We start from the raw sequence: 21,623 nt of genomic DNA on the forward strand, positions 1-21,623 counted from the left end.
CTAAAATTCAAAGTAAATACAAAAGTCTTTAATAGCAATTAAAAATCTACAAAAAACCAAACCTAAAGATCAATATTTTTAAAAAATATACTGCTTATCAATTGACCAATATTTTTATTTATTATAAATTGGATCCAATAAGTGATAAGGAGTCGTCACAATGTTTATTAAAAATGCTTGGTATGTTGCCTGCCGCCCAGAAGAAATCCAAGACAAACCATTAGGTCGCACCATCTGTGGTGAAAAAATTGTTTTTTACCGTGGCAAAGAAAATCAAGTTGCAGCCGTTGAAGATTTTTGTCCCCATCGCGGTGCCCCACTTTCACTTGGCTATGTCGAAGATGGCAACCTTGTGTGTGGATATCATGGACTAGTTATGGGTTGTGACGGAAAGACCGTTTCAATGCCAGCTCAACGTGTAAATGGTTTCCCTTGCAACAAAGCATATGCAGTTATTGAAAAGTTCGGCTTTATTTGGGTATGGCCAGGCGAGAAAGCTTTAGCAGATGAAGCAAAACTGCCAACTTTAGAATGGGCAGATCATCCTGAATGGAGCTATGGCGGAGGCCTATTTCATATTCAGTGTGACTATCGCTTGATGGTCGACAACCTGATGGATTTAACCCACGAGACCTATGTTCACTCAAGCAGCATCGGACAAAAAGAAATTGATGAATCATTACCAGTCACTAAAGTTGATGGTGATCATGTCATTACCGAACGCTACATGGAAAATGTGATTGCACCTCCATTTTGGCAAATGGCCCTTCGCGGTAATCACTTGGCGGATAATGTACCAGTTGACCGTTGGCAACGTTGCCACTTCTTTGCACCAAGTAATGTTCACATTGAAGTGGGTGTCGCACATGCTGGACATGGTGGTTATCACGCACCGAAAGACAAAAAAGTTTCCTCAATCGTAGTTGATTTTATTACGCCAGAGACTGAAACTTCACATTGGTATTTCTGGGGAATGGCACGTAACTTCCAACCAGATAATGCTGAACTCACCGATCAAATTCGTGAAGGCCAAGGTAAAATCTTTACTGAAGATTTAGAAATGCTGGAGCAACAACAACAAAATATTTTAAACAACCCACATCGCAAGTTACTCATGCTCAACATCGACGCAGGCGGTGTACAGTCTCGCAAGGTCATTGAGCGACTGCTTGCTGAAGAAAATAAAACACCTCCTGAAACATCCGCACAGAAGTTTCCAAATATTCGGATTATTTAAAGGAGTATGAACATGGACGTTATTATTCAAAAAATTCATCAGCTCACCCCGACCATTCGTGCTTTTGAATTGGTTGCAGCAAATGGTACAGCGCTACCGAATTTTGAAGCAGGTGCACATATTGATGTGCATCTTAAAAATGGTCTCACCCGCCAATATTCACTTTCAAACTGCTGCACTGAAAAGCATCGTTATGTCATTGGTGTTTTACATGATGCCAATTCACGCGGTGGCTCACGTTGCATCCACACCGAATATTGTGAAGGCGACCATTTAAAGATTGGTGAACCACGCAATTTATTTGAGATTCATCCTCAAACAAAACAGGCAGTTTTATTTGCTGGTGGTATTGGTATTACCCCTATTTTGTCGATGGCATATCGGCTTAAGTCGGCCAATATTCCTTTTGAATTACATTACTTCGTTCGTAGTCATGAAATGATTGCCTTCTATGGCAACTTAACCGAGCACTTTGGTGACCAAATCCATTTTCACATTCAAGACCAACCGGACACTGAATGTAATATGGCAGAGGTTTTGGGCCAAGCTTCACCACATAAACACTTATATGTATGTGGGCCGACAGGGTTTATGCAGTTTGTCATGAGCTCAGCCGAACAAGCTGACTGGCACAGCGAACAGTTACATCAAGAGCATTTTATCGCTCAAAAAGTAGATACGTCTAATGATGAAGCTTTTACCATTGAAGTAAAAGGTACAGGCCGCAGAATTGAAGTCTTACCAGAGCAAACTGCAACAGAAGCGTTAATTGCAAATGGTTTTGATATTCCTGTTTCATGTGAACAAGGTATTTGCGGGACCTGTATTACCCGCGTAGTAGAAGGCACGCCTGATCATCGCGATTTGTTTATGACCGATGAGGAACATGCTTTGAACGACCAATTTACGCCCTGCTGTTCTCGTGCAAAAACTAAAAATCTTGTGATTGAGCTTTAATTCTTGAGTTCCTTTATTCAAAAATAAAGGAACTTCTTTCACCTTAAGCACTGAGAATATTTCTTAGCGTTTCACCCAAAATCACCACACTACTGTGTTCACGCATTAAGGTTTCAGCACGCCCTGCCTGACGATGTACCAAGGCATCGAAAATCGAACAATGCTGTAAATGCGCATAGTGCAAACGGCGATATTCAGACAAAGCTTGGTTCTGGTCATAGGTAATGGCTTGAGCAGACGCCATCGGCAATTGATTGTTTTTCGCTAAGGCTTGTATGAGTGCTACGTTTTGCGCGCCCTCAATAATCGTGTCATGAAAAATGACATTAAAATGGTGATAACGTTCTAATTCAGCGTCACCAAACTCATCTTTATCATTAAATAGTTTTTCAGTTTCTTGAATGCAATGTTGCAGCATCTTTTTCTGCTCTTCGCTTAAGCCTTGTTCTGCCAAAGTTTTCGCAGCTAACCCTTCCAGCACACCGCGCACTTCGAGGGCATCATGAACGAGTTGTTCTGAAATTTCACGAACCGTGTAACCACGAGTTGGGTTTTTAATCAGGAGGCCTTCTTGCTCGAGTAAGCGAAAGGCAATACGAACAGGCTGCCTTGAAACACCAAGTAACTCGGCAGTCGGAATTTCGGCAATTCTGGCACCGCCTTCAAGTTCCCCTGAAATAATCATTTTTCTTAGTTTAAGTAAAACTTGTTGTCCTGAAGACATTCGCTGCCACACATCACCAAAAACGTCACTTCGATGCTAGCAAGTTCATTTGTAAAATGAAATAAATTTTCTGTTTGAATCTAACAGCTCAGACATTTATAAGCGTCAACTTAATTGATCAAGATTAAATTAATTTTTTAAAAAAGTACTCAACTTGGTTTACCGTCATATCAAAATTAACTTATTTTTTATTTTTAAATTGATAAAATATAGTCGTAATTTATTAAATAATATAAATAAAAATATTGATTATTAAGAATAATTTAAAAATTATTCTATAATAAATCTTCAAAACAACCTCTTTAATAAAAAATAAATTTATAATATATTTTAAACTCATTTATTTTAAATGATAGGTATTTAATCACTTTTTATTAAATATTTACTTTCAAATCACTCATTAAAAAGGATGACTTCATTCTCGTTTTAAAATTAATAACACAGCTTTAAAACGATAATTTTAAAAATTATTTATATTTATCAGATTAGAGATTTATCAATGAGAAATTTATTATTTTTTAAAAAATTACCACTTATTATTGCATTAAGTATGGGCTTAATGGCTTGTAATGATAGTGATAATGATCCAAGTGAAACTTCACCTGTTACGACTCCTTCCGCAAGTGTTGCCTTACAAGTATTTGATAATACTACAGGTAGTCAAATTAATAATGCTCAAGTTAGCATAGTAAATAAAACAATATCATTAACTACTGATATAGAAGGTAAAGCACAACTACAAAAAATTGCCGTTGGTCGATCTGTCATTAAAATTAGTAAAACTGGTTATGCAGATCAATTTGTTACTGTCGATTTAGTGGATAAGCAAGAACTCTCAGGTATTATTGTTCAGCTCATTCCTTTAAATTTAGGAGGGTCTGTTTCTGCCATCACTGGTGGAACGGTAAACTTAGCAAACAGTACAGCTCAAGTTGTTATTGCCCCAAATAGTCTAAAACGTGTAGATGGACAGCCTATTCAAGGTAATGTAAATGTGAGTTTTGCACTCATTAACACTGCGCAAGAAGTGCGCAATATGCCAGGTGATTTAGCAACTCAAGTGAACAATACAAGAGCGCCGTTGGAAAGTTTTGGAGCCATGATTGTTGATTTGAGAGATAGCACTGGTGCAAAAGTTGAACTGATAGCTAATCAATTGGCTAATATTCGTATTCCTTTAATGGCGAGAGGAATTGCTCCTGCCACCATCCCACTTTATTATTTTGACCCTACTCGTGGTTATTGGCTTCAGGATGGTAACCAAACACTCACCTTACAGACGGATAATAACGGAAATAGTTTCTACGCAGGTAGCTCAAGTACATTAAATGTTGTAAATGCAGATATTCCTTATCAGACCACAAATGTTGCTGGCTGCTTAGCAGATTCAAGTGGAAAACGAATTGCTAATGCTCAAATTTTGCTTGAGGGTAAAGACTACTCTGGCTACACCATTACTAATACCAATAATAATGGTGAGTTCTCAGCCGCAGCAAAACAAAACTCTATTGTATTAATTAATGGTCAAGCAAATAGTTTACGCAGTAATACCGTTGAACATACTGTATTAGCATCAAATAGCACTTTAAATGATTGCTTAGTTTTAACAGAGCCAAGCCAAAATATTACGGTTAGGTTGACTTGGGGCCAAAACCCCGATGATATTGACTCGCATATGCTAGCCCCAGATGGCAGTCATGTTTCATACAGTGCCCAAGGAGCATTACTGCAACATCCTTTTATAAATTTAGATGTTGATGATACGACCAGCTATGGCCCTGAAGTGATCACATTAAGTAAATTGATGGTAGGTGATTACCATTATTTTGTTCACAACTATTCAGGCACATCGAATCCCGGTATTTTTGGCTCACCAATAAAAGTTGAATTAAACACAATGAAAGGAACTCAAATTTTTACACCTACTTCAAATACTGGAGAAAGCTTCTATTGGAGTGCATTTAAAATTAAAGTTGCTGAAAATTGTGATATTACAGTGACCCCAACAAAACAATGGCTAAACTCAGAACCAACGGTCTCTCCATCTGCAATAAAATATTGCTCTAAATAAATTTAGTATTATATACAGCGATTTAAATAATCTTTAGATCGCTGTTCCTTAAACTATTACTATAATTTACTAATTTTTAGAAAATTTTAATCTAAATTATTTAAAATTCTTAAGATTATTCACCATAATATCGAGGTTATTACGAATTAAATAAGCCAAGTTAATATCAATGCCTTCAAGCATTTTTTCTTCAACTTTTAAAACCACTTCATTGCATTTATTTAACTTTTCAACACCGCTTTCGGTCAGGGTAATTAAAATACGGCGGCCATGTGTTGGGTCAGGTTTTTTCTCAATCCAACCATTCACCAGTAAATCTTGCAAAATTTTGTTGGCTGATTGCGGCTTAATGAAAGAGCGCTCAGCAAGCTTGGCATTGGATAAATTACTTTTTGAAGCTAAAACAGAAAGTGCAGTAAATTGCGGCAAGGTAATTTCAAGCTCTTTTAAATGTTCTGTTAAATGTTTACTAATAATTCGGTCAACACGAGCAATCATATAACTTAACTTAGGCTCATCTTCTACTTTTTTTGGAACTAAATTCGAACGTACCATAACCTTTCATTCATCATAAGAAAATCTGTAGTGAAAGTATGAGGTTCTAACCCCATACTTTCGTTAAAACTTAGCGAGCACCTGAGCTTTGTACTAAATGTACAGGCTGTTTAGGTTTTTTGACAAGAAGTAATGCAGAGATCGCTGCAATTAAAATCACTGGAATGCTTGAACCAATCACGATGGTCGAGCTTTGTCCAAGTGAGAGTAAAAAGCCAGCCATTAAAGGCCCAGCAAAAGAACCTATACGGCCAATTGCAACTGCTGAACCTACACCAGTTCCCCGCATTTCAGTTGGATAATACATTGCTGCCAGACCATACAAAGCGGATTGTCCACCTACAATAAATAAGCCACAGCCCACTGCCGAAAGTGCAAGTAAAGCCACTGTCGGAGAAATTGCTAAACAGCACAGTGAGAATAAAATGCCGAGATAAATCAGCTTAATCACAAAGCTCATGCGTAATTTATCAAGCAATACGCCCATGAGGATTGAACCTAAAATTCCGCCAACGTTGTAGCCCATCTGTACATAGTTTGCCTGTAGTTTTGATAGGCCTTGCGCACCCATCAGCAACGGTAACCAGTTCAACAAGAAATACAGTACGACTAGCGTACAGAAAAAACTGACCCAAAGCTGAATGGTTGACATACGACGTTCTTTGGCAAATAAAACTTCCAAGAATGGTGTCGTTTTTTGCGCTTGAACTTTACGTTGCAGGTAATCATTTGACTCAGGTAAAAAGCGCATAATCAGTGGAATGAGTAAAATAGGTGCAATCCCACCAATATAGAAAATATGACGCCACTCTGCATCACCTGCCAATGACATAGCAACAACAGAAGTGAGTAATCCGCCAAAAGGAATGCCGCTATACATAATACTCACTGCGGTGCCTTTGTGCTGGTCAGGTACAGCTTCAGAGGCAAGTGTAATCATCATCGGGAGTGCCCCGCCCATTCCCAAACCAGTACAAAAGCGAATGAGCAATAACAAACTAAAGTTGGCAGCATAGGCGGTCAGCAAAGACATAATTCCAAAAAGCAGAATGCTAAAAATCAGAATTTTCTTGCGTCCTACAATATCTGCAAATCTGCCACCTAATATGGCACCCGGTAGTGTTCCTAAAATTGCAGCACTAAATGCCCATGCCATCTGGGCATTGTCTAACATGAACTCAGCCCGCATTCGTGGAGCGGCTACCCCCATTGATTGAAGATCAAACCCTTCAAAAATTGCTATGGCAAAGCACAGTAGCAACGTGATTTTTGCCCTTGAAGGCTGTCCTGATATTTTTTCCATTGTGTTGTCCTTTATTGACTAGTCGTTCCATTTAGCCCTTTGTGTATTGTTGTTTAAACACACCAAAAATATCAGTTAAACTTACTAAAAAATCAACATATTTTTATATTAAATTAATTTAAAAAATAATTTATATTTAAAATACAATGAATTAAAAAATATTTATGAAATTTTATAAAAAAGACTTGAATGTAAGTTTAACTGATATTAAATTAAATCCCAGAACAGCTAAAAATCATTCAAGGAGTATGAAGATGAGTTATGAAAACCGCTGGGAAACAGTAGATGTCAAAGTTGAAGATGGAATTGCATGGGTAACACTAAACCGCCCAGAAAAGAAAAATGCCATGAGCCCAACACTCAATCGTGAAATGATTGATGTGCTCGAAACTCTTGAGCTTGATCAAGATGCGCGTGTTTTAGTTTTGACGGGTGCTGGTGACTCTTGGACAGCGGGTATGGATTTGAAGGAATATTTCCGTGAAGTCGACACTCAGCCTGAAATTTTCCAAGAACGTATTCGCCGTGACTCATGCCGTTGGCAGTGGCAACTTCTTCGTATGTATTCAAAACCAACTATTGCTATGGTCAACGGCTGGTGCTTTGGAGGCGGTTTCTCACCTTTAGTGGCTTGTGACCTAGCAATTGCAGCAGATGAAGCAACTTTCGGTTTATCTGAAATTAACTGGGGTATCCCACCGGGCAACCTTGTAAGTAAAGCAATGGCAGATACCGTAGGTCATCGTGCATCTTTGTACTACATCATGACGGGTAAAACCTTTAGTGGTAAAGAAGCTGAAACCATGGGCCTTGTAAATAAAAGCGTACCGCTTGCCCAATTAAAAGCAGAAGTGACTGAACTTGCAAATTGCTTACTTGAGAAAAACCCTGTGGTTCTTCGTACCGCTAAAAATGGATTTAAGCGTTGCCGCGAACTGACATGGGACCAAAACGAAGACTACTTATATGCCAAACTTGATCAATGTATCCACCGCGATACAGAAAATGGCCGCCAAGAAGGTTTGAAACAATTCTTAGATGAAAAATCAATTAAACCGGGTTTACAGAGTTATAAACGTACTGGTTAACTTTTGATACTTTAATGGCAATGTAAGGACGCAACCCATGCAAAATGTACAGTTACTTATTCACGGTCGATCTGTTGATGCATCAAATCAGGCAACTTTTGAGCGTATTAGCCCTATTGATGGATCAGTGGCAACAAAAGCTGCTGCTGCAACACTGGAAGATGTGGACCGTGCAATAGACTCGGCACAACAAGCTTTTAAAGTATGGTCGAAACTCTCGCCTACCGAACGTCGCTTACGTTTGTTAAAAGCAGCCGATCTAATGGACCAAAAGACAGAGCAATTCATTGAAACCGGAATGCAAGAAACAGGTTCAACTGCAACATGGTATGGGTTTAACGTTCACCTTGCTGCCAACATGTTACGTGAAGCCGCAGCTATGACCACACAAATTGACGGAAGTCTGATTCCGTCAGATGTGCCGGGCAATCTTGCAATGGGTGTGCGGGTTCCTTGTGGTGTGATTGTAGGAATTGCACCTTGGAACGCCCCTGTCATTTTGGCAACACGTGCGCTTGCTATGCCTTTGGCTTGTGGAAACACAGTGGTATTAAAAGCCTCAGAAGCCTGCCCAGCAACGCATCGTCTCATTGGTGAAGTGTTACATGAAGCAGGTCTTGGCGAAGGTGTGGTGAATGTGATTACGCATGCCACTGAAGATGCACCACAAATCGTAGAGCGCTTAGTGTCTCATCCAGCTGTGAAGCGCATTAATTTTACGGGTTCAACCAAAGTCGGAAAAATTATTGCCGAGACTGCTGCTAAATATTTAAAACCTGTTTTACTTGAACTGGGTGGTAAAGCCCCTGTTGTGGTTTTAAATGAAGCTGACATTAATGAAGCCGTAAATGCAGTCACTTTTGGAGCGTTCTTTAATCAGGGTCAAATCTGTATGTCGACCGAACGTGTTTTGGTTCAAGACAATATTGCCGATCAATTTATTGAAAAGCTGATTGAAAAAACCCGCGCTATTCGGGCAGGTAATCCAACCTCAAAAGACAATGTACTCGGTGTTTTAGAAAGTCGACGTGCTGCAAACCGTATTCAGCATTTGCTGGAAGATGCTCAAAACAAAGGTGCTGACTTACCTTTAGGTATTCATATTGAAGATACCACCATGCAACCGACGCTGGTACTCAATATTAAACCTGACATGCTGCTTTACCGCGAAGAATCATTTGGGCCTGTATGCACAGTTCAACGCTTTTCAAGCATTGAAGAAGGCATAGCACTGGCAAATGACAGCGAGTTTGGTCTGTCTTCGGCAGTGTTTAGCCAGAATATTTCACAGGCATTAGAAGTGGCTAAACAGATTGATTCGGGTATTTGTCATATTAACGGCGCAACCGTACATGACGAAGCTCAAATGCCATTTGGCGGAACAAAATCGAGTGGTTACGGACGTTTTGGTAGTAAAGTCTCTGTTGCCGAATTTACCGAACTACGCTGGATTACCATTCAAACCCAATCACGTCATTACCCGATTTAGTCAGGCTAATGCGAATACCGACATATTAAATAAAAATTGCATGATGCAAAAAATAAAGCGCAGTGATGCGCTTTCCATGGAGTGAAAGAAATGCAAATGAATGCCACTCAATCACAAGACCGCGAACGGTTCGTAAAATTAGGGCAACATGATATTCATTATCACCATAAAGATGACACGCTCTATATCAGCCCAAAAGAGCAATTAAAACCGTATCCACAAAAACTTACAGATCGGTTAATTCATTTTGCACAAACCAAACCCGACCATATTTTTGCAGCAAAACGCAATGCTCAAGGCGAATGGGTCAAACTGAGTTATGCAGAAGTTCTACAACGCGCATGGCACATTGCTCAGGCATTACATGACCGTAATTTAGGCCAAGAAAGACCACTCGTCATTTTAAGTGGCAATGATCTTGAACATTTAACACTCTCTATGGGTGCCATGCTGGCGGGTGTGCCTTTCTCGGCTATTTCACCCGCCTACTCTCTGATCTCTCAAGACTTTGGCAAACTCAAACATGTGTTTGAAGTGCTGACACCTGGTATGGTTTATGCCAGCGATGGACAAGCTTTTGCCAAAGCGATTCAGGCATGTATTACATCCGATATTGAAGTGGTAACCAATAAAGGTATTGTAGGCGATCAGATCTGCACGTCTTTTCAATCGCTGTTAGATACGCCAGTTTCAAATGTTCAAGAGTTTTACCAAACCCTTGATGAAAACCAGATTGCCAAATTCTTGTTTACATCAGGTTCAACTAAATTACCTAAAGCTGTACCGACCACACATTTAATGTTGTGTGTTAATCAGCAAATGTTATTGCAGACTTTCCCTGAGTTTGAAGAAACGCCGCCTGTCCTACTCGACTGGCTGTCTTGGCACCACACATTTGGTGGCAGTCACAATGTCGGCATCGCGCTCTATAACGGCGGTACCATTTACATTGATGATGGCAAACCCGTTGCAGGAAAATTTGACGAAACTATTCGTAATCTCAAAGAAATTTCTCCAACCGTTTATTTAAATGTGCCAAAAGGTTGGGAAGAACTCACCGAAGCTTTAGAAAAAGATGAAGAATTAAGAGACCGCTTTTTTGCCAAAGTTAAAATTTTATTCTTTGCAGGTGCAGCGCTTTCAGAAGCGGGCTGGAACAGACTCGATAAAATTGCTCAGCAACATTGCGGAGAAAAAATTCGTATTATGAGCGGCTTGGGCATGACAGAAACAGCACCATCTTGTGCTTTTACAACTGGTCCACGCGTGATGGCAGGCTTTATTGGTTACCCTGCTCCGGGATGCGAAATTAAGCTGGTGCCATGTGGTGACAAACTTGAGTTTTGTGTTCGTGGCAAACATGTCATGAAAGGCTATTGGCGTTTAAAGGCAGACCAGCAAAGCACAGTTTTTGACGACGAAGGCTTTTTCCATACGGGTGATGCCGTTCGTTTAGTCGACGTCAATGATCCAACAAAAGGACTGATGTACGACGGACGAATTGCTGAAGACTTTAAACTCAATACGGGTACTTTTGTGAATGTGGGCACACTACGCAACAAAGTACTCATTCAAGGTAATTTACTGGTTCAAGATGTCTGCATTACAGGTTCAAACCTAAATGCGGTTGGCTTTTTGATTTTTCCAAAACTAGATGCTTGTGCTCAACAAGCTGGTCTTAAGCTGGGCGAACATTCTCCAGCAGAGATATTGCAGCATCCTAAAGTCCAGCAATGGTTCCGCCAATTTTTAACGACCTTTAATAAAGATGCGACGGGCAGTTCAAATACAGTCTCAATGCTTTATTTAATGACCGAGCCACCTCAACTCGATGCAGGTGAAGTGACCGATAAAGGCAACCTCAATCAAGGCAATATTACCAAGCGTCGTGCTGCTTTAATTGATGAACTTTATCAAAAACAGGCCGAAAACCCGCTGATTATTCGGGTACCCACCTTAAAGCAATAAGTAATTGAAATAAAAAAGGAAGCTCAAACTTCGGTTTGGGCCTTAGCCTCATTTTTGCCTAAAAAAAGGTTCAACATGCCACACGATACAGAATTTGAACTATTTCGAGACAGCTACCGCAGGTTCTTAAAAGAACAGGTTGCTCCGTATTATGAACAATGGGAACACGATGGCCTCATCCCACGTGATCTATGGCTTCGTCTTGGGGAAAATGGTTTTTTGTGTGTTGATGTGCCCGAGGAATATGGCGGCTATGGTGCTCCTGTTCATTACTCCCTCATGCTGGTTCAAGAAACTGCTCAAGCGGGCTTTGCGTCTTTAGCTGTTGCCATTGGCGGGCAAAATGAGCTGGTCTCTCCTTATCTGCAAAATATTGGAACTGAAGAGCAAAAACGCTATTGGTTACCGAAAATGGTGACAGGTGAAGTCGTCACTGCAATCGCTATGACCGAAGCCAATGCTGGTTCAGACTTACAAGCCATACGCACTCAAGCGATTTTAGAAAATGACCACTATCGTGTGAATGGTTCAAAAACGTTTATTTCAAATGGTTTGCATGCCGACCTGATCGTTCTGGTTGCGAAAACTGATCCGCAAGCTAAAGCAAAAGGTATTTCGATTTTATTAGTCGATGCCGCTTTAGATGGCGTTAAAAAAGGCCGTTCATTACAAAAAATCGGGCTACATGCTCAAGATACGGCCGAACTATTTTTTGATGATGTTTATGTGCCTACAACTCAGCGTTTAGGTGAAGAAGGACAAGGCTTTGCTTATTTAATGCAAGAGTTACCTCGTGAACGTTTAAGCATTTCAATGATGGCGTTGGGGTCAATTTTAGGCGCCATTGAAATTACTAAAGACTATGTTTTGGAACGTAAAGCTTTCGGACAACCTTTAAGCCAAATGCAAAACACACGCTTTGTGCTGGCAAACGCGCAAATCAAAGCGAAAGCTGCCCAAGCCTTTGTAGACCAATGTGCGGCTCTATATCAACAACACCTGTTAAGCGTAACCCAAGTTGCTGCATTGAAGTGTTTTATTACCGATGTCCAATGTGAAGTGATTGACCACTTACTCCAGCTTTTTGGTGGCTACGGTTACATGCAGGAATACCCTATTTCACGCTTTTTTGTGGATGCACGGGTACAAAAAATTTATGGGGGAACCAATGAAATTATGAAAGAAATCGTGGCCCGAGAACTGCTCGGAAAATAATTCGATTTAAAAACCAAATAAGGCAGACACAACAACTATGCCTTATTTGAAAACAAAAAATGTTATTTCAGGAAGAAATGCGATGTCGAAATTATGGATGTACTCTACCCTTATGCTCTCAAGTTCAGTGTGGGCTGGCAATTTTATTGATAACAGTTCAGTAGAACTCACCACACGAAATTTCTACTTTGACCGAGACTATCAAGTCCCATCAACTTATCCAGCAGCGAGGGACTGGACACAAGGGTTTATTCTCAAAGCCAATTCAGGCTATACCGAAGGAACCGTTGGTTTTGGGCTAGATGTACTGGCAACAGCAGGTTTTAAACTAGATGCAAGCGCCAAATACGCAGGTACAGGCAATTTACCTAGAGACGCGCGTACCAATGAACCGGCAGACTCTTATGGAGAAATTGGCGTCACAGCAAAAGCTAAAATGAGTCAAACTGAACTACGCATTGGTACCCTAATGCCAATGAACCCTGTTTTAGTGGCTTCACCTGCTCGATTGCTTCCCCAAACCTATCGAGGAATTTCACTCACCAGTAAAGATATTAAAGATTTCGATTTACAAGCCGCCTATATCGATAAGGTAAATCAAAGAGATTCAACCAACTATGAAAGAATTAAAATTTCTGGGGTAAATGGTCGATACAAAAGTGCTGAGACGAGCGGCCTTTATTATTTAGGTGGAAACTATCAGTTTGACCCTACACTCAATCTTACTGCTTTTTATATGGATGTTGATGATCTTTATAACCAAACCATGGTGGGTGCATTACACCAATACAAAATTAATGACACCACCAACCTGAGTTCACAATTACGTTACTACCGCAGCCGAGACGACGGACAAGCAAAAGCTGGCTTAGTCGATAATGACCTTTACCATGCGCATTTCGAACTCAAACATCAAAACCATAAATTTATTTTTGGAACCTTCCAACATCACGGCGACACCGCTTTTCCGTATTTGACTGGCGGTGAAACTGGACTCCTTATTGATACATGGCCGGGTGAATTTTTAAACGCAAAAGAAAAAGCCTATAGTTTCCGTTATGAATATGACTTTAAAGATTATGTACCGGGTTTACGTTTTATGACCCGTTACACCACAGGTCACAATATTTATGCACCTAACTTAGGTGGAACCAATTTGAAAGAGCGAGAAACAGACTTCGATTTAGGCTACACCGTTCAGAGTGGCTGGTTAAAAAATCTAGGGTTACGCGCACGATATGCCATTTATGACAATAACATGCTCTCTACAGCAAATATCAAACCTGTAAACGAAACGCGTATCAACATCGACTACACATGGAAATTTAAATAATTCAAAACAAGAGGTTCTGTCACATATAGAACCTCTTTTTAATTTCGAGAAATTCATCATGAAGAAAGTTGTAACGCTACTCTGCACAATGAGTCTGATTGCCCTGACTCACGCTGAAACTCAATATAGCCCTCCACCTATTCAGCTTGAGCCTTTAGCAAAATTTAGTGTTGATTTAAATGCGCCTGTTTGGGAGTTAGGCACAACCAGTGATGCTGGTAAACGCCGAATTATTCCTATTACGGGTGGGACATTCGAAGGTAAAACACTTAAAGGCCGTATTTTAAATAATGGCGCAGATTGGCAAATCGTTGACAGTAAAGGACTAGCCATTATTGATACGCGATATTTATTAGAAACCGATGACGGTGCACTTATTTATCTTCAAACCAAAGGTTACCGACATGGCTCAGCCGAAACACTAAAACAGCTTGCTCAAGGCAAAGATGTTGACCCGAAAAATTACTATTTCAAAATTACCATGCAGTTTGAAACCAGCTCACCTAAATATGCATGGCTGAACCAGACCGTTGCGGTAGGTAGTGCAATGCGCTTGGGCAAAGCGGTTATTTATGATGCCTACACCTTGAAATAATAATTTTTATAACACTTACAAAAAGAATGGAGCCTTCATTATGGATCAAAAAACTTTAGAACACTTACCACCCATACATCACCATTTGGGTGGCCATAATATCCATTGGAATGACAAAAACACTGAACTTAACATCCACTACACGGCGCTAGAAAGCTTTACCAATCCACGCGGCACCGTTGAAGGCGGCATGATCTGCGCCATGCTCGACGATGTGATGGGACTTTTTGCATATCTCGCCAATGACCATAAACCCGCCACCACCATCAACTTAACCATGGATTTTTTAAGGCCCTGTGCTGTGGGTGAAGTCATTACAAAATGCCGATTCATTAAACAAGGCAAAACTGTACTGAATCTCGAAAGTGAAGCTTGGCAAAACAACAAAATGATCGCACGAAGCACAGCTAATTTTTTGGTTTTAGATTAATTACAAACATTCATTCAATAAGGATATGAATAAATGAATTACACCAACAATAAACGAATTTTGACCCGCTCCGCTTTAGTGCTTGCCATGCTTGGTGCTTTGGCAGGCTGTGGAAGTGATAATGATGATACAACGGTTCCCTCAACAACCAAACCACCGCAGTTATCTCCTGCTGTTGGCGTAAAAATGACAGGAAGCTGTACGGACTTACTCGGATTTCAATACAACAATACGGTCATTAGCTCCTCCACTCTTCAAGAGGCAGGCACATTGACTGTCACCAATAAACCGATTGGCGCTCATTGTTTGGTTAAAGGTTATATGGATCAACGTATAAGCCCTGTCGATGGACAAACCTATCAAATTGGTTTTGAAATGCGCTTACCTGTTGACTGGAATGGTCGTTTTCTCTATCAAGGTAATGGCGGAACCGATGGTAATTTAGTCCCTGCAACAGGTCAGGTCGGCAGTGGTGGACCACTCACCAATGCCCTGCATGATGGTTTTGCTGTTATTTCCTCCGACGCTGGACATAATGCTTCAGAAAATCCAATGTTTGGTTTAGACCCTCAAGCCAGAATTAACTACGGCTACGGTGCAATTACCAAACTCACGCCTATGGCAAAAAACCTAATTAAAGCCGCCTATGGTAAATTGCCAGATCGCTCCTATGCAGGCGGTACATCTAATGGTGGGCGTCATGCCATGATTGCCGCAACCCGTTTGGGTGACCAATATGATGGAGTCTTGGCAAGTACACCGGGTTTTCATTTACCTCGTGCGGCCGCGGCTCAACTCTACACAGCACAACAGCTTCGTCGTGTCGCAACAGATGAAAATGACCTAAGTACGGCTCTTACCCTTTCAGAGCGCAAAGTATTAGCAAAAGCGATTTTAGATCGATGCGATGCCTTAGATGGTGTTGCAGATGGCTTGGTGCAAGATGTCGAAGCTTGCCGTACAGCTTTTGATATTCACAAAGATGTACCCGTTTGCTCAAGCACAAGAGATGGTACTTGTTTAAGCACCGAACAAATTGATGTATTAGCCAACATTTATCGCGGCCCTGTAAATTCGGCTGGACAAGCGCTCTATGCAACCCAGCCTTTCGACCCCGGTTTAGTTGGCAGTAACTGGGCAAGCTGGAAATTTGAATCTTCGGTGGGAACAGCACGTGACCCCGTTGCAGTCGGCATTCTTTTTCAGGTTCCACCAGACCCAACTGTGACTCAAAACTCTAGACAATTTGCCTTTAATTTTAACTTCGATACCGACTATCCAAAACTATCGGCAACCAATGAGGTGTACACCGAAAGTTCGATGTCATTCATGATGCCACCTGAGGAACTCAATCTAGATAAACTCCGTAATCACGGTGGAAAAATGATTGTGGTACAAGGCACAGCAGACGGTGTTTTCTCTGTAGATGACACCCAAAATTGGTACGATCAACTGCTACAACACTATAAAAATGATGCAAAAGGTACAGCACCTGAATTTGCACGTTTCTTTAGAGTTCCGGGCATGAACCATACCCGTGATGGCATTGCGACCGACCAATTTGACGCACTGACTGCTTTAGTCAACTGGGTTGAATATGGGCAAGCCCCTGACAAAATCATTGCGACTGCACGCGGCGCAGGTAACCCGAGTGGACAAGTGAATACTGAGCTTCCACAAGACTGGGCGCCAGACCGCACCCGTCCACTTTGTCCTTACCCACTGATTGCCCGTTACAATGGTCAAGGTGATAGCGAAAAAGCCGAAAATTTTAGCTGTAAATAGCACCCTAAAAATTAAAAGAGAGCTGACCTAGGCTCTCTTTTTTATTTTAATAAATATCACTATTAAATCATTATCAAATGATATTTCATCCAATGCCTGCATCACTGCTAAGATAACACCGAAAACCAAAAACTCATTTCGATATGCAAAATCAGACTGCTTCAAATCTCCCCTCAACTCAACTTGGGAGAGCGCTGCTTTGTCTTATGACATCAGCATTATTATTTTCGATTATGGGGGTGTGCATTCGTTTTGCTTCACAAACGGTAGACAACGCGACCGTCGTGTTTTTTAGAAATGCAGTCGGCTTATTTATTTTTATTCCGATGCTCTTTAAACAGGGGCTAGATTTTATTAAAACCGATAAATTGTGGATGCACACTTGGCGAAGTCTAGTGGGACTTGCTGCTATGTATGGCTTTTTCTATGCGATTGCTAACTTAAAACTCTCAAATGCCATGGTTTTTAGTTATTCATCCCCTATCTTTATTCCACTGATTGCATGGCTTTTCTTAAAAGAAAAAATTACCAAATCGATGATTTTTGCCGCTGTTATTGGGCTTGTTGGGGTGTTATTTGTCGCTAAGCCCGACCAAGGTTTATTTAACGCACTATCTTTTATTGGCTTGGGCGCATGCTTTTTATCAGCAATGGCTTTTGTCACCGTAAGAGCTTTAACCAGTACAGAGCCGCCTGAGCGTATCGTTTTTTACTTCTGTGTTTTTGGTAGTTTAATTTCCTCTATTCCGATGTTTTGGCATTGGCGTATTTTCACTTGGCACGAATTAAGCCTACTGATTGCCGCAGGACTTTTAGCTAATATTAGTCAACTATTTATGTCTTATGCTTATAGCTTAGCGCCAGCAGGCCAAATTGGCCCAATGAACTATATTGCTATTATTTTTGCAGGAGTTTGGGGATTTGTTTTTTGGCATGAATTACCGGATCTATTCAGCATTATCGGTATATTTATTATTTTATTTGCGATTTTGCTCTGTAATCCATTTTTGCAGAAAAAGTTACTTTCTCGATTTAAATAGCTGGCATACCTGATTCTAATTTAGATACTGTATTCGATACTCATTTGGTGAAATGCCTGTCCAGTGACGATAGGCTTTTCTAAAATTAGAAGTATCTGAAAAGCCAATTCTTTCGGCAATTTCATCTACGGTTAATGTTGTCTCTCGCAAATATTCGTCCGCAAGACGGCGCCGAGTTTCATCTAACAGTTCCTGATAGGTTAAATCAAAACCTGCCAAGCGCCGATGTAAGGTCCGCTTTGATATATGTAAGCATTCAGCCATTTCTTGAGCTGATGGAAAAAGCCCCGTTCCTTCCAATAATATTAAACGGATTGTTTTCACCAACTCAGGCTCTTCAAGTTCAGCTGCACCTAGCATCCGCTCACAAAATGACTTACACATGTCCGCAGTAATCGGGTTGGCATTTGGGCAAGGTACATCGAGCCACTTTAAATCAAAGTGCCATTGCATTACCCCAGCATTAAACTGAACAGGACAATGAAAAACCTTTTCATATTCTTCTGCATAGTCAGGTGCTGGATAGGGCAATAAAAGCTTCTTCGCTTGAAATGGTCCTTCAAGCACCCGTTCGATTAAGGTTTGCATTGAACTAAACCAAAACTCGCACACTAAAGGTAGAAGCTTACCAAGCGCAATAATGTCCTGCCCTTCAAAAATCGCAACGTCATCTCGAATATAAAAAGACTTCTTTAAAATAGGCCCTGCAAGTTTAATATGCCGAATACCAAGCTCTACCGCTTGTCTAAAATTACGCGAAGAATATAGCGCGTAACCATACACCCCAAAATCTGACAATCGCTGCTTTTGTCCTGCGCGTAGTCCAATTAAGGGATCATTAGATAGTTTTTGAATATTTTGAAATAGCTGAATTTTTTGGACTTGAGAAATATATAAAGAGGATTGATTCATCGTATCTGGCGAAATATCTGTACCAGATAGGACATCTAATATTGAATGGCCCTGCGAACCCATTTCATCAAATAAACTGGTCAAACCTAGCAAATATGTATTCGAACCCAGAGATGTATTATCATAATTTCCTTCAATAACATTATTTGCATTTTTATAAATATTTTTAGGCATTTAACTCACACCATCCCTAGAGTGACGTGCATAATGGCACTAAACTACCTCTTGTTGTCTCAATTTAACATCGACCATACCGTGCTTCAAGCATAAAGTATGATAAGCAAAAGTATGGAAGGAACAATAATGGAAAGCTCCACTTTAAAAGAATATAGCGGCTCTGCCACTGAACATATGGAACTTATTTTTTCCAAACAACGTGCCAATTTTGAGGCAGATCCCTACCCAAGTCTTGAAGCACGCCGCACAAAGCTACATCAACTCAAAAAACAAATTATTCGCTATCAAGATGCTTTAGCTACCGCGATTAATTCCGATTTTAGTTCTAGATCACTTGATGAATCTAAACTACTCGATTTGCTTGGCTCTGTGTTAGAAGCCGATCATGCAATTCATCATTTACGCCGCTGGATGCGTCCAAGTAACCGCCGTACCGAGCTTTTATTTTTATCAAACCGTTTAAGTGTGCAATATCAACCTAAAGGTGTGGTTGGTGTGATTGTGCCTTGGAACTTCCCCGTTTATTTAGCACTTGGCCCACTCATTGCCGCTTTGGCTGCGGGCAATCGAGTCATGATTAAACTCCCTGAAATTACCCCGAATACTAATGCAATGCTTCGACGCATGCTTGCCGAAGTTTTCAATGAAGATGAAGTCGCCGTGTTTGGTGAAGAAATTACAGATCCTGCTAGATTTACCTCTTTACCATTTAACCATATTGTATTTACTGGCTCCCCTGCGATTGGCAAAGTCGTCATGCGAGCTGCTGCTGAAAATCTAACACCTGTGACACTTGAGTTAGGTGGTAAATCACCTGCAATTGTAAGCCGCAATTACCCAATTGCCGATGCAGCAAAACGTATTACGCATGGTAAAGCAACCAATAGTGGTCAAATCTGTGTAGCACCTGACTATGCCTTGGTTCCAAAAGAAAGTATTGATGAGTTTGTAGATGTTGCAAAATCAAGCTTTATAAAAATGTTTGGTCAAAACATCACGAACAATGAAAATTACACATCGATTGTAAATGACCGCCATTTAAAGCGCATTCAAGATATTTTGACCGATGCACAAGCAAAAGGTGCGCGTGTTATTCCTTGCGACACGTATAGCTTTGACCAACAAGGTCGCAGAATGCCTGTACAGATTGTGCTGAATTGCACGCCAGACATGCGCATTATGAAAGAAGAACTCTTTGGCCCTATTTTACCTGTGGTGGCTTATGACTCTTTAGATGATGCGATTACCTATGTGAAATCGGACGAGCGACCTTTAGCTCTTTACTTCTTTACACATAGCTCGGTAGAACGTGATCGTATTTTACGTGAAACTCATTCGGGTGGTGTGACCATTAATGATTGGGGTTGGCATGTAGTTAACCATGATGCTCCTTTCGGGGGTATCGGCAACTCAGGCATGGGGTCATATCATGGTGAAGAAGGTTTCCGTGAACTTTCACATGCAAAAACTGTATTTATTCGTCATCGGTTTTTCCCGACTCAGCTTTTCCATCCTCCTTATGGAACATTTCTGCAAAAGTTAGCAATTCGCTTTTTCTTGAAAAAAGGCGATCCTAATATTAAATAAGGATGATGAAAAAGCCTCGTAATGAGGCTTTTTGGTTAATTATAGAATTGATTAATGCAATAGAATTATATCCCAATTACTTATAGAACAATTCAGAATTTTTAGTACCAAAACCTAGTATAAGTAATAGCTATACTGTTCCTATTACAGTAGTCAATAAAATGGTACATAATTAAAAAAAGCTTGGATTACCAAGCTTTTTTAATACTAATAAAATATCTATATTTAAATAAATAATTATCTACAACTAATCATCAAAGTTTATTTACTGTCATTTTTAAAAACAATATAAATCCAATTACCATTCACTTTACCTCGATATGCTCCATCAGCTTTTGCCAAATGTGCTGCTAAAGCAGTAAAGTTCCATGCTTCTTCTTCACTACAATAAACTAATTGTTGTTGTAACTCAGCAATTTCATATTGTTCTCCGTACTTTTTAACAATTAAAGCCACTTCTTGCAGATCCTGTGGAATAGAAGGATGTTCCCACGCCCACATAAATGTTTGGTTTCTCTCATCATAAGTTCCTATCACATTAATTTCAAAAAACTCTTGTCGATCACCAATATTAAATGTTATACCCCCTATAACAAGATTAATATCCCACTCATCTACAATATTCATACCCCAATCATTTGATGCTTTTAAAGTCTTTAGCTCTAACTCTTTACGACATGCTAGATAAATAGATTGAATATTTAAGCTTTTGACACCACCTTGATATGTATTCGACTGAGTATTACTATCTGTTAAGGTTTCTTTTTTAATTTCTTCTTCAAGGTCAATCGTAGGATTACCCTCATACCATTCAGGTATTCTTGGATTATACTCAACTTTTATTTCTCCATCAAAATGCAAAGTAAAAGTAATACCCCAAATTATTTCTTTTGTTCTTATATAATTCTCTTTCTGAATTTCAATAGCCCTATCACACAAACTACTAGAAACACTATTAAAGGGATCTTCTCCATCTGCATATATATCCCCTGTTTCATCTATATTTCCATCAAAAACAATAAATTGGTCAAACTTAGAAGAGTGAATAAACATGCCAATTTTTGTAACAATTGAATCCCAAGGCCTATTTTTAACAAAAATTAAAGATTGCTTTTTAAATAATTCTATATCGGAACTTAATAATTTATACATTTATT

Annotated in this window: 18 protein-coding genes; 13 read left to right on the forward strand and 5 right to left on the reverse strand. The window is 40.0% G+C overall.

Annotated elements, in window-relative coordinates; all coding sequences use genetic code 11:
- Positions 1–160: 160 nt before the first annotated feature.
- On the forward strand, positions 161–1,237 hold the full coding sequence (locus tag ABFY81_RS05365; RefSeq protein ID WP_347913258.1) for an aromatic ring-hydroxylating dioxygenase subunit alpha: 1,077 nt from the start codon (positions 161–163) through the stop codon (positions 1,235–1,237).
- Positions 1,238–1,249: 12 nt separating this feature from the next.
- Positions 1,250–2,194: a PDR/VanB family oxidoreductase gene (locus ABFY81_RS05370; RefSeq protein ID WP_347913259.1), complete on the forward strand. Its 945-nt coding sequence runs from the start codon at positions 1,250–1,252 to the stop codon at positions 2,192–2,194.
- Between the two features lie 43 nt (positions 2,195–2,237).
- Here the strand turns inward: ABFY81_RS05370 and ABFY81_RS05375 are convergent, their stop codons facing one another.
- A complete protein-coding gene (locus ABFY81_RS05375; RefSeq protein ID WP_137344932.1) occupies positions 2,238–2,930 on the reverse strand; it encodes a GntR family transcriptional regulator in 693 nt (230 codons plus the stop codon).
- A 487-nt stretch (positions 2,931–3,417) separates the two neighbouring features.
- On the opposite strand from ABFY81_RS05375, the gene ABFY81_RS05380 reads away from it, so the two are divergent.
- Positions 3,418–4,989, forward strand: coding sequence for a carboxypeptidase regulator (locus ABFY81_RS05380; protein WP_238517697.1), 1,572 nt, complete (start codon positions 3,418–3,420; stop codon positions 4,987–4,989).
- A 96-nt stretch (positions 4,990–5,085) separates the two neighbouring features.
- On the opposite strand, the gene ABFY81_RS05385 is transcribed toward ABFY81_RS05380, so the two are convergent.
- Complete coding sequence (locus tag ABFY81_RS05385; RefSeq protein ID WP_016803189.1) at positions 5,086–5,544, reverse strand: MarR family transcriptional regulator; 459 nt, start codon at positions 5,542–5,544, stop codon at positions 5,086–5,088.
- 70 nt (positions 5,545–5,614) lie between these two features.
- On the reverse strand, positions 5,615–6,847 hold the full coding sequence (mhpT, locus tag ABFY81_RS05390) for a 3-(3-hydroxy-phenyl)propionate transporter MhpT (RefSeq protein WP_017400394.1): 1,233 nt from the start codon (positions 6,845–6,847) through the stop codon (positions 5,615–5,617).
- A 248-nt stretch (positions 6,848–7,095) separates the two neighbouring features.
- On the opposite strand from mhpT, the gene ABFY81_RS05395 reads away from it, so the two are divergent.
- From ABFY81_RS05395 to ABFY81_RS05435, 9 genes are all read left to right on the forward strand, one after another.
- Positions 7,096–7,935 (forward strand): p-hydroxycinnamoyl CoA hydratase/lyase, encoded by an 840-nt coding sequence (locus tag ABFY81_RS05395; protein ID WP_169538806.1) that lies wholly within the window; start codon positions 7,096–7,098, stop codon positions 7,933–7,935.
- A 37-nt stretch (positions 7,936–7,972) separates the two neighbouring features.
- Positions 7,973–9,424, forward strand: a complete 1,452-nt coding sequence (locus ABFY81_RS05400; RefSeq protein WP_347913260.1) for an aldehyde dehydrogenase — start codon at positions 7,973–7,975, stop codon at positions 9,422–9,424.
- An 81-nt stretch (positions 9,425–9,505) separates the two neighbouring features.
- Complete coding sequence (locus ABFY81_RS05405; RefSeq protein WP_347913261.1) at positions 9,506–11,392, forward strand: feruloyl-CoA synthase; 1,887 nt, start codon at positions 9,506–9,508, stop codon at positions 11,390–11,392.
- A 75-nt stretch (positions 11,393–11,467) separates the two neighbouring features.
- Positions 11,468–12,607, forward strand: coding sequence for an acyl-CoA dehydrogenase family protein (locus ABFY81_RS05410; RefSeq protein WP_347913262.1), 1,140 nt, complete (start codon positions 11,468–11,470; stop codon positions 12,605–12,607).
- An 82-nt stretch (positions 12,608–12,689) separates the two neighbouring features.
- Positions 12,690–13,940: an OprD family porin gene (locus tag ABFY81_RS05415; protein WP_347913263.1), complete on the forward strand. Its 1,251-nt coding sequence runs from the start codon at positions 12,690–12,692 to the stop codon at positions 13,938–13,940.
- 58 nt (positions 13,941–13,998) lie between these two features.
- Positions 13,999–14,535, forward strand: a complete 537-nt coding sequence (locus ABFY81_RS05420; protein WP_191000474.1) for a DUF3237 domain-containing protein — start codon at positions 13,999–14,001, stop codon at positions 14,533–14,535.
- Positions 14,536–14,575: 40 nt separating this feature from the next.
- Positions 14,576–14,965: a PaaI family thioesterase gene (locus ABFY81_RS05425; RefSeq protein ID WP_002047538.1), complete on the forward strand. Its 390-nt coding sequence runs from the start codon at positions 14,576–14,578 to the stop codon at positions 14,963–14,965.
- Positions 14,966–14,998: 33 nt separating this feature from the next.
- Entirely contained in the window at positions 14,999–16,750 is a 1,752-nt protein-coding gene (locus ABFY81_RS05430) for a tannase/feruloyl esterase family alpha/beta hydrolase (RefSeq protein ID WP_347913264.1), read from the forward strand.
- Between the two features lie 143 nt (positions 16,751–16,893).
- A complete protein-coding gene (locus ABFY81_RS05435) occupies positions 16,894–17,790 on the forward strand; it encodes a DMT family transporter (RefSeq protein WP_347913265.1) in 897 nt (298 codons plus the stop codon).
- Between the two features lie 15 nt (positions 17,791–17,805).
- On the opposite strand, the gene ABFY81_RS05440 is transcribed toward ABFY81_RS05435, so the two are convergent.
- The gene (locus ABFY81_RS05440; protein WP_347913266.1) at positions 17,806–18,876 is read right to left on the reverse strand and encodes an AraC family transcriptional regulator; all 1,071 of its coding nucleotides are present in this window, start codon (positions 18,874–18,876) and stop codon (positions 17,806–17,808) included.
- Positions 18,877–19,005: 129 nt separating this feature from the next.
- On the opposite strand from ABFY81_RS05440, the gene ABFY81_RS05445 reads away from it, so the two are divergent.
- On the forward strand, positions 19,006–20,466 hold the full coding sequence (locus tag ABFY81_RS05445) for a coniferyl aldehyde dehydrogenase (protein WP_304401384.1): 1,461 nt from the start codon (positions 19,006–19,008) through the stop codon (positions 20,464–20,466).
- Positions 20,467–20,727: 261 nt separating this feature from the next.
- Here the strand turns inward: ABFY81_RS05445 and ABFY81_RS05450 are convergent, their stop codons facing one another.
- Complete coding sequence (locus ABFY81_RS05450; protein ID WP_347913267.1) at positions 20,728–21,618, reverse strand: DUF6882 domain-containing protein; 891 nt, start codon at positions 21,616–21,618, stop codon at positions 20,728–20,730.
- Between the last annotated feature and the right edge of the window lie 5 nt (positions 21,619–21,623).

Origin of the sequence: Acinetobacter sp. WA-87, from assembly GCF_039938935.1 — a bacterium.
In the GTDB taxonomy this organism is placed as follows: Bacteria; Pseudomonadota; Gammaproteobacteria; order Pseudomonadales; family Moraxellaceae; genus Acinetobacter; species Acinetobacter seifertii.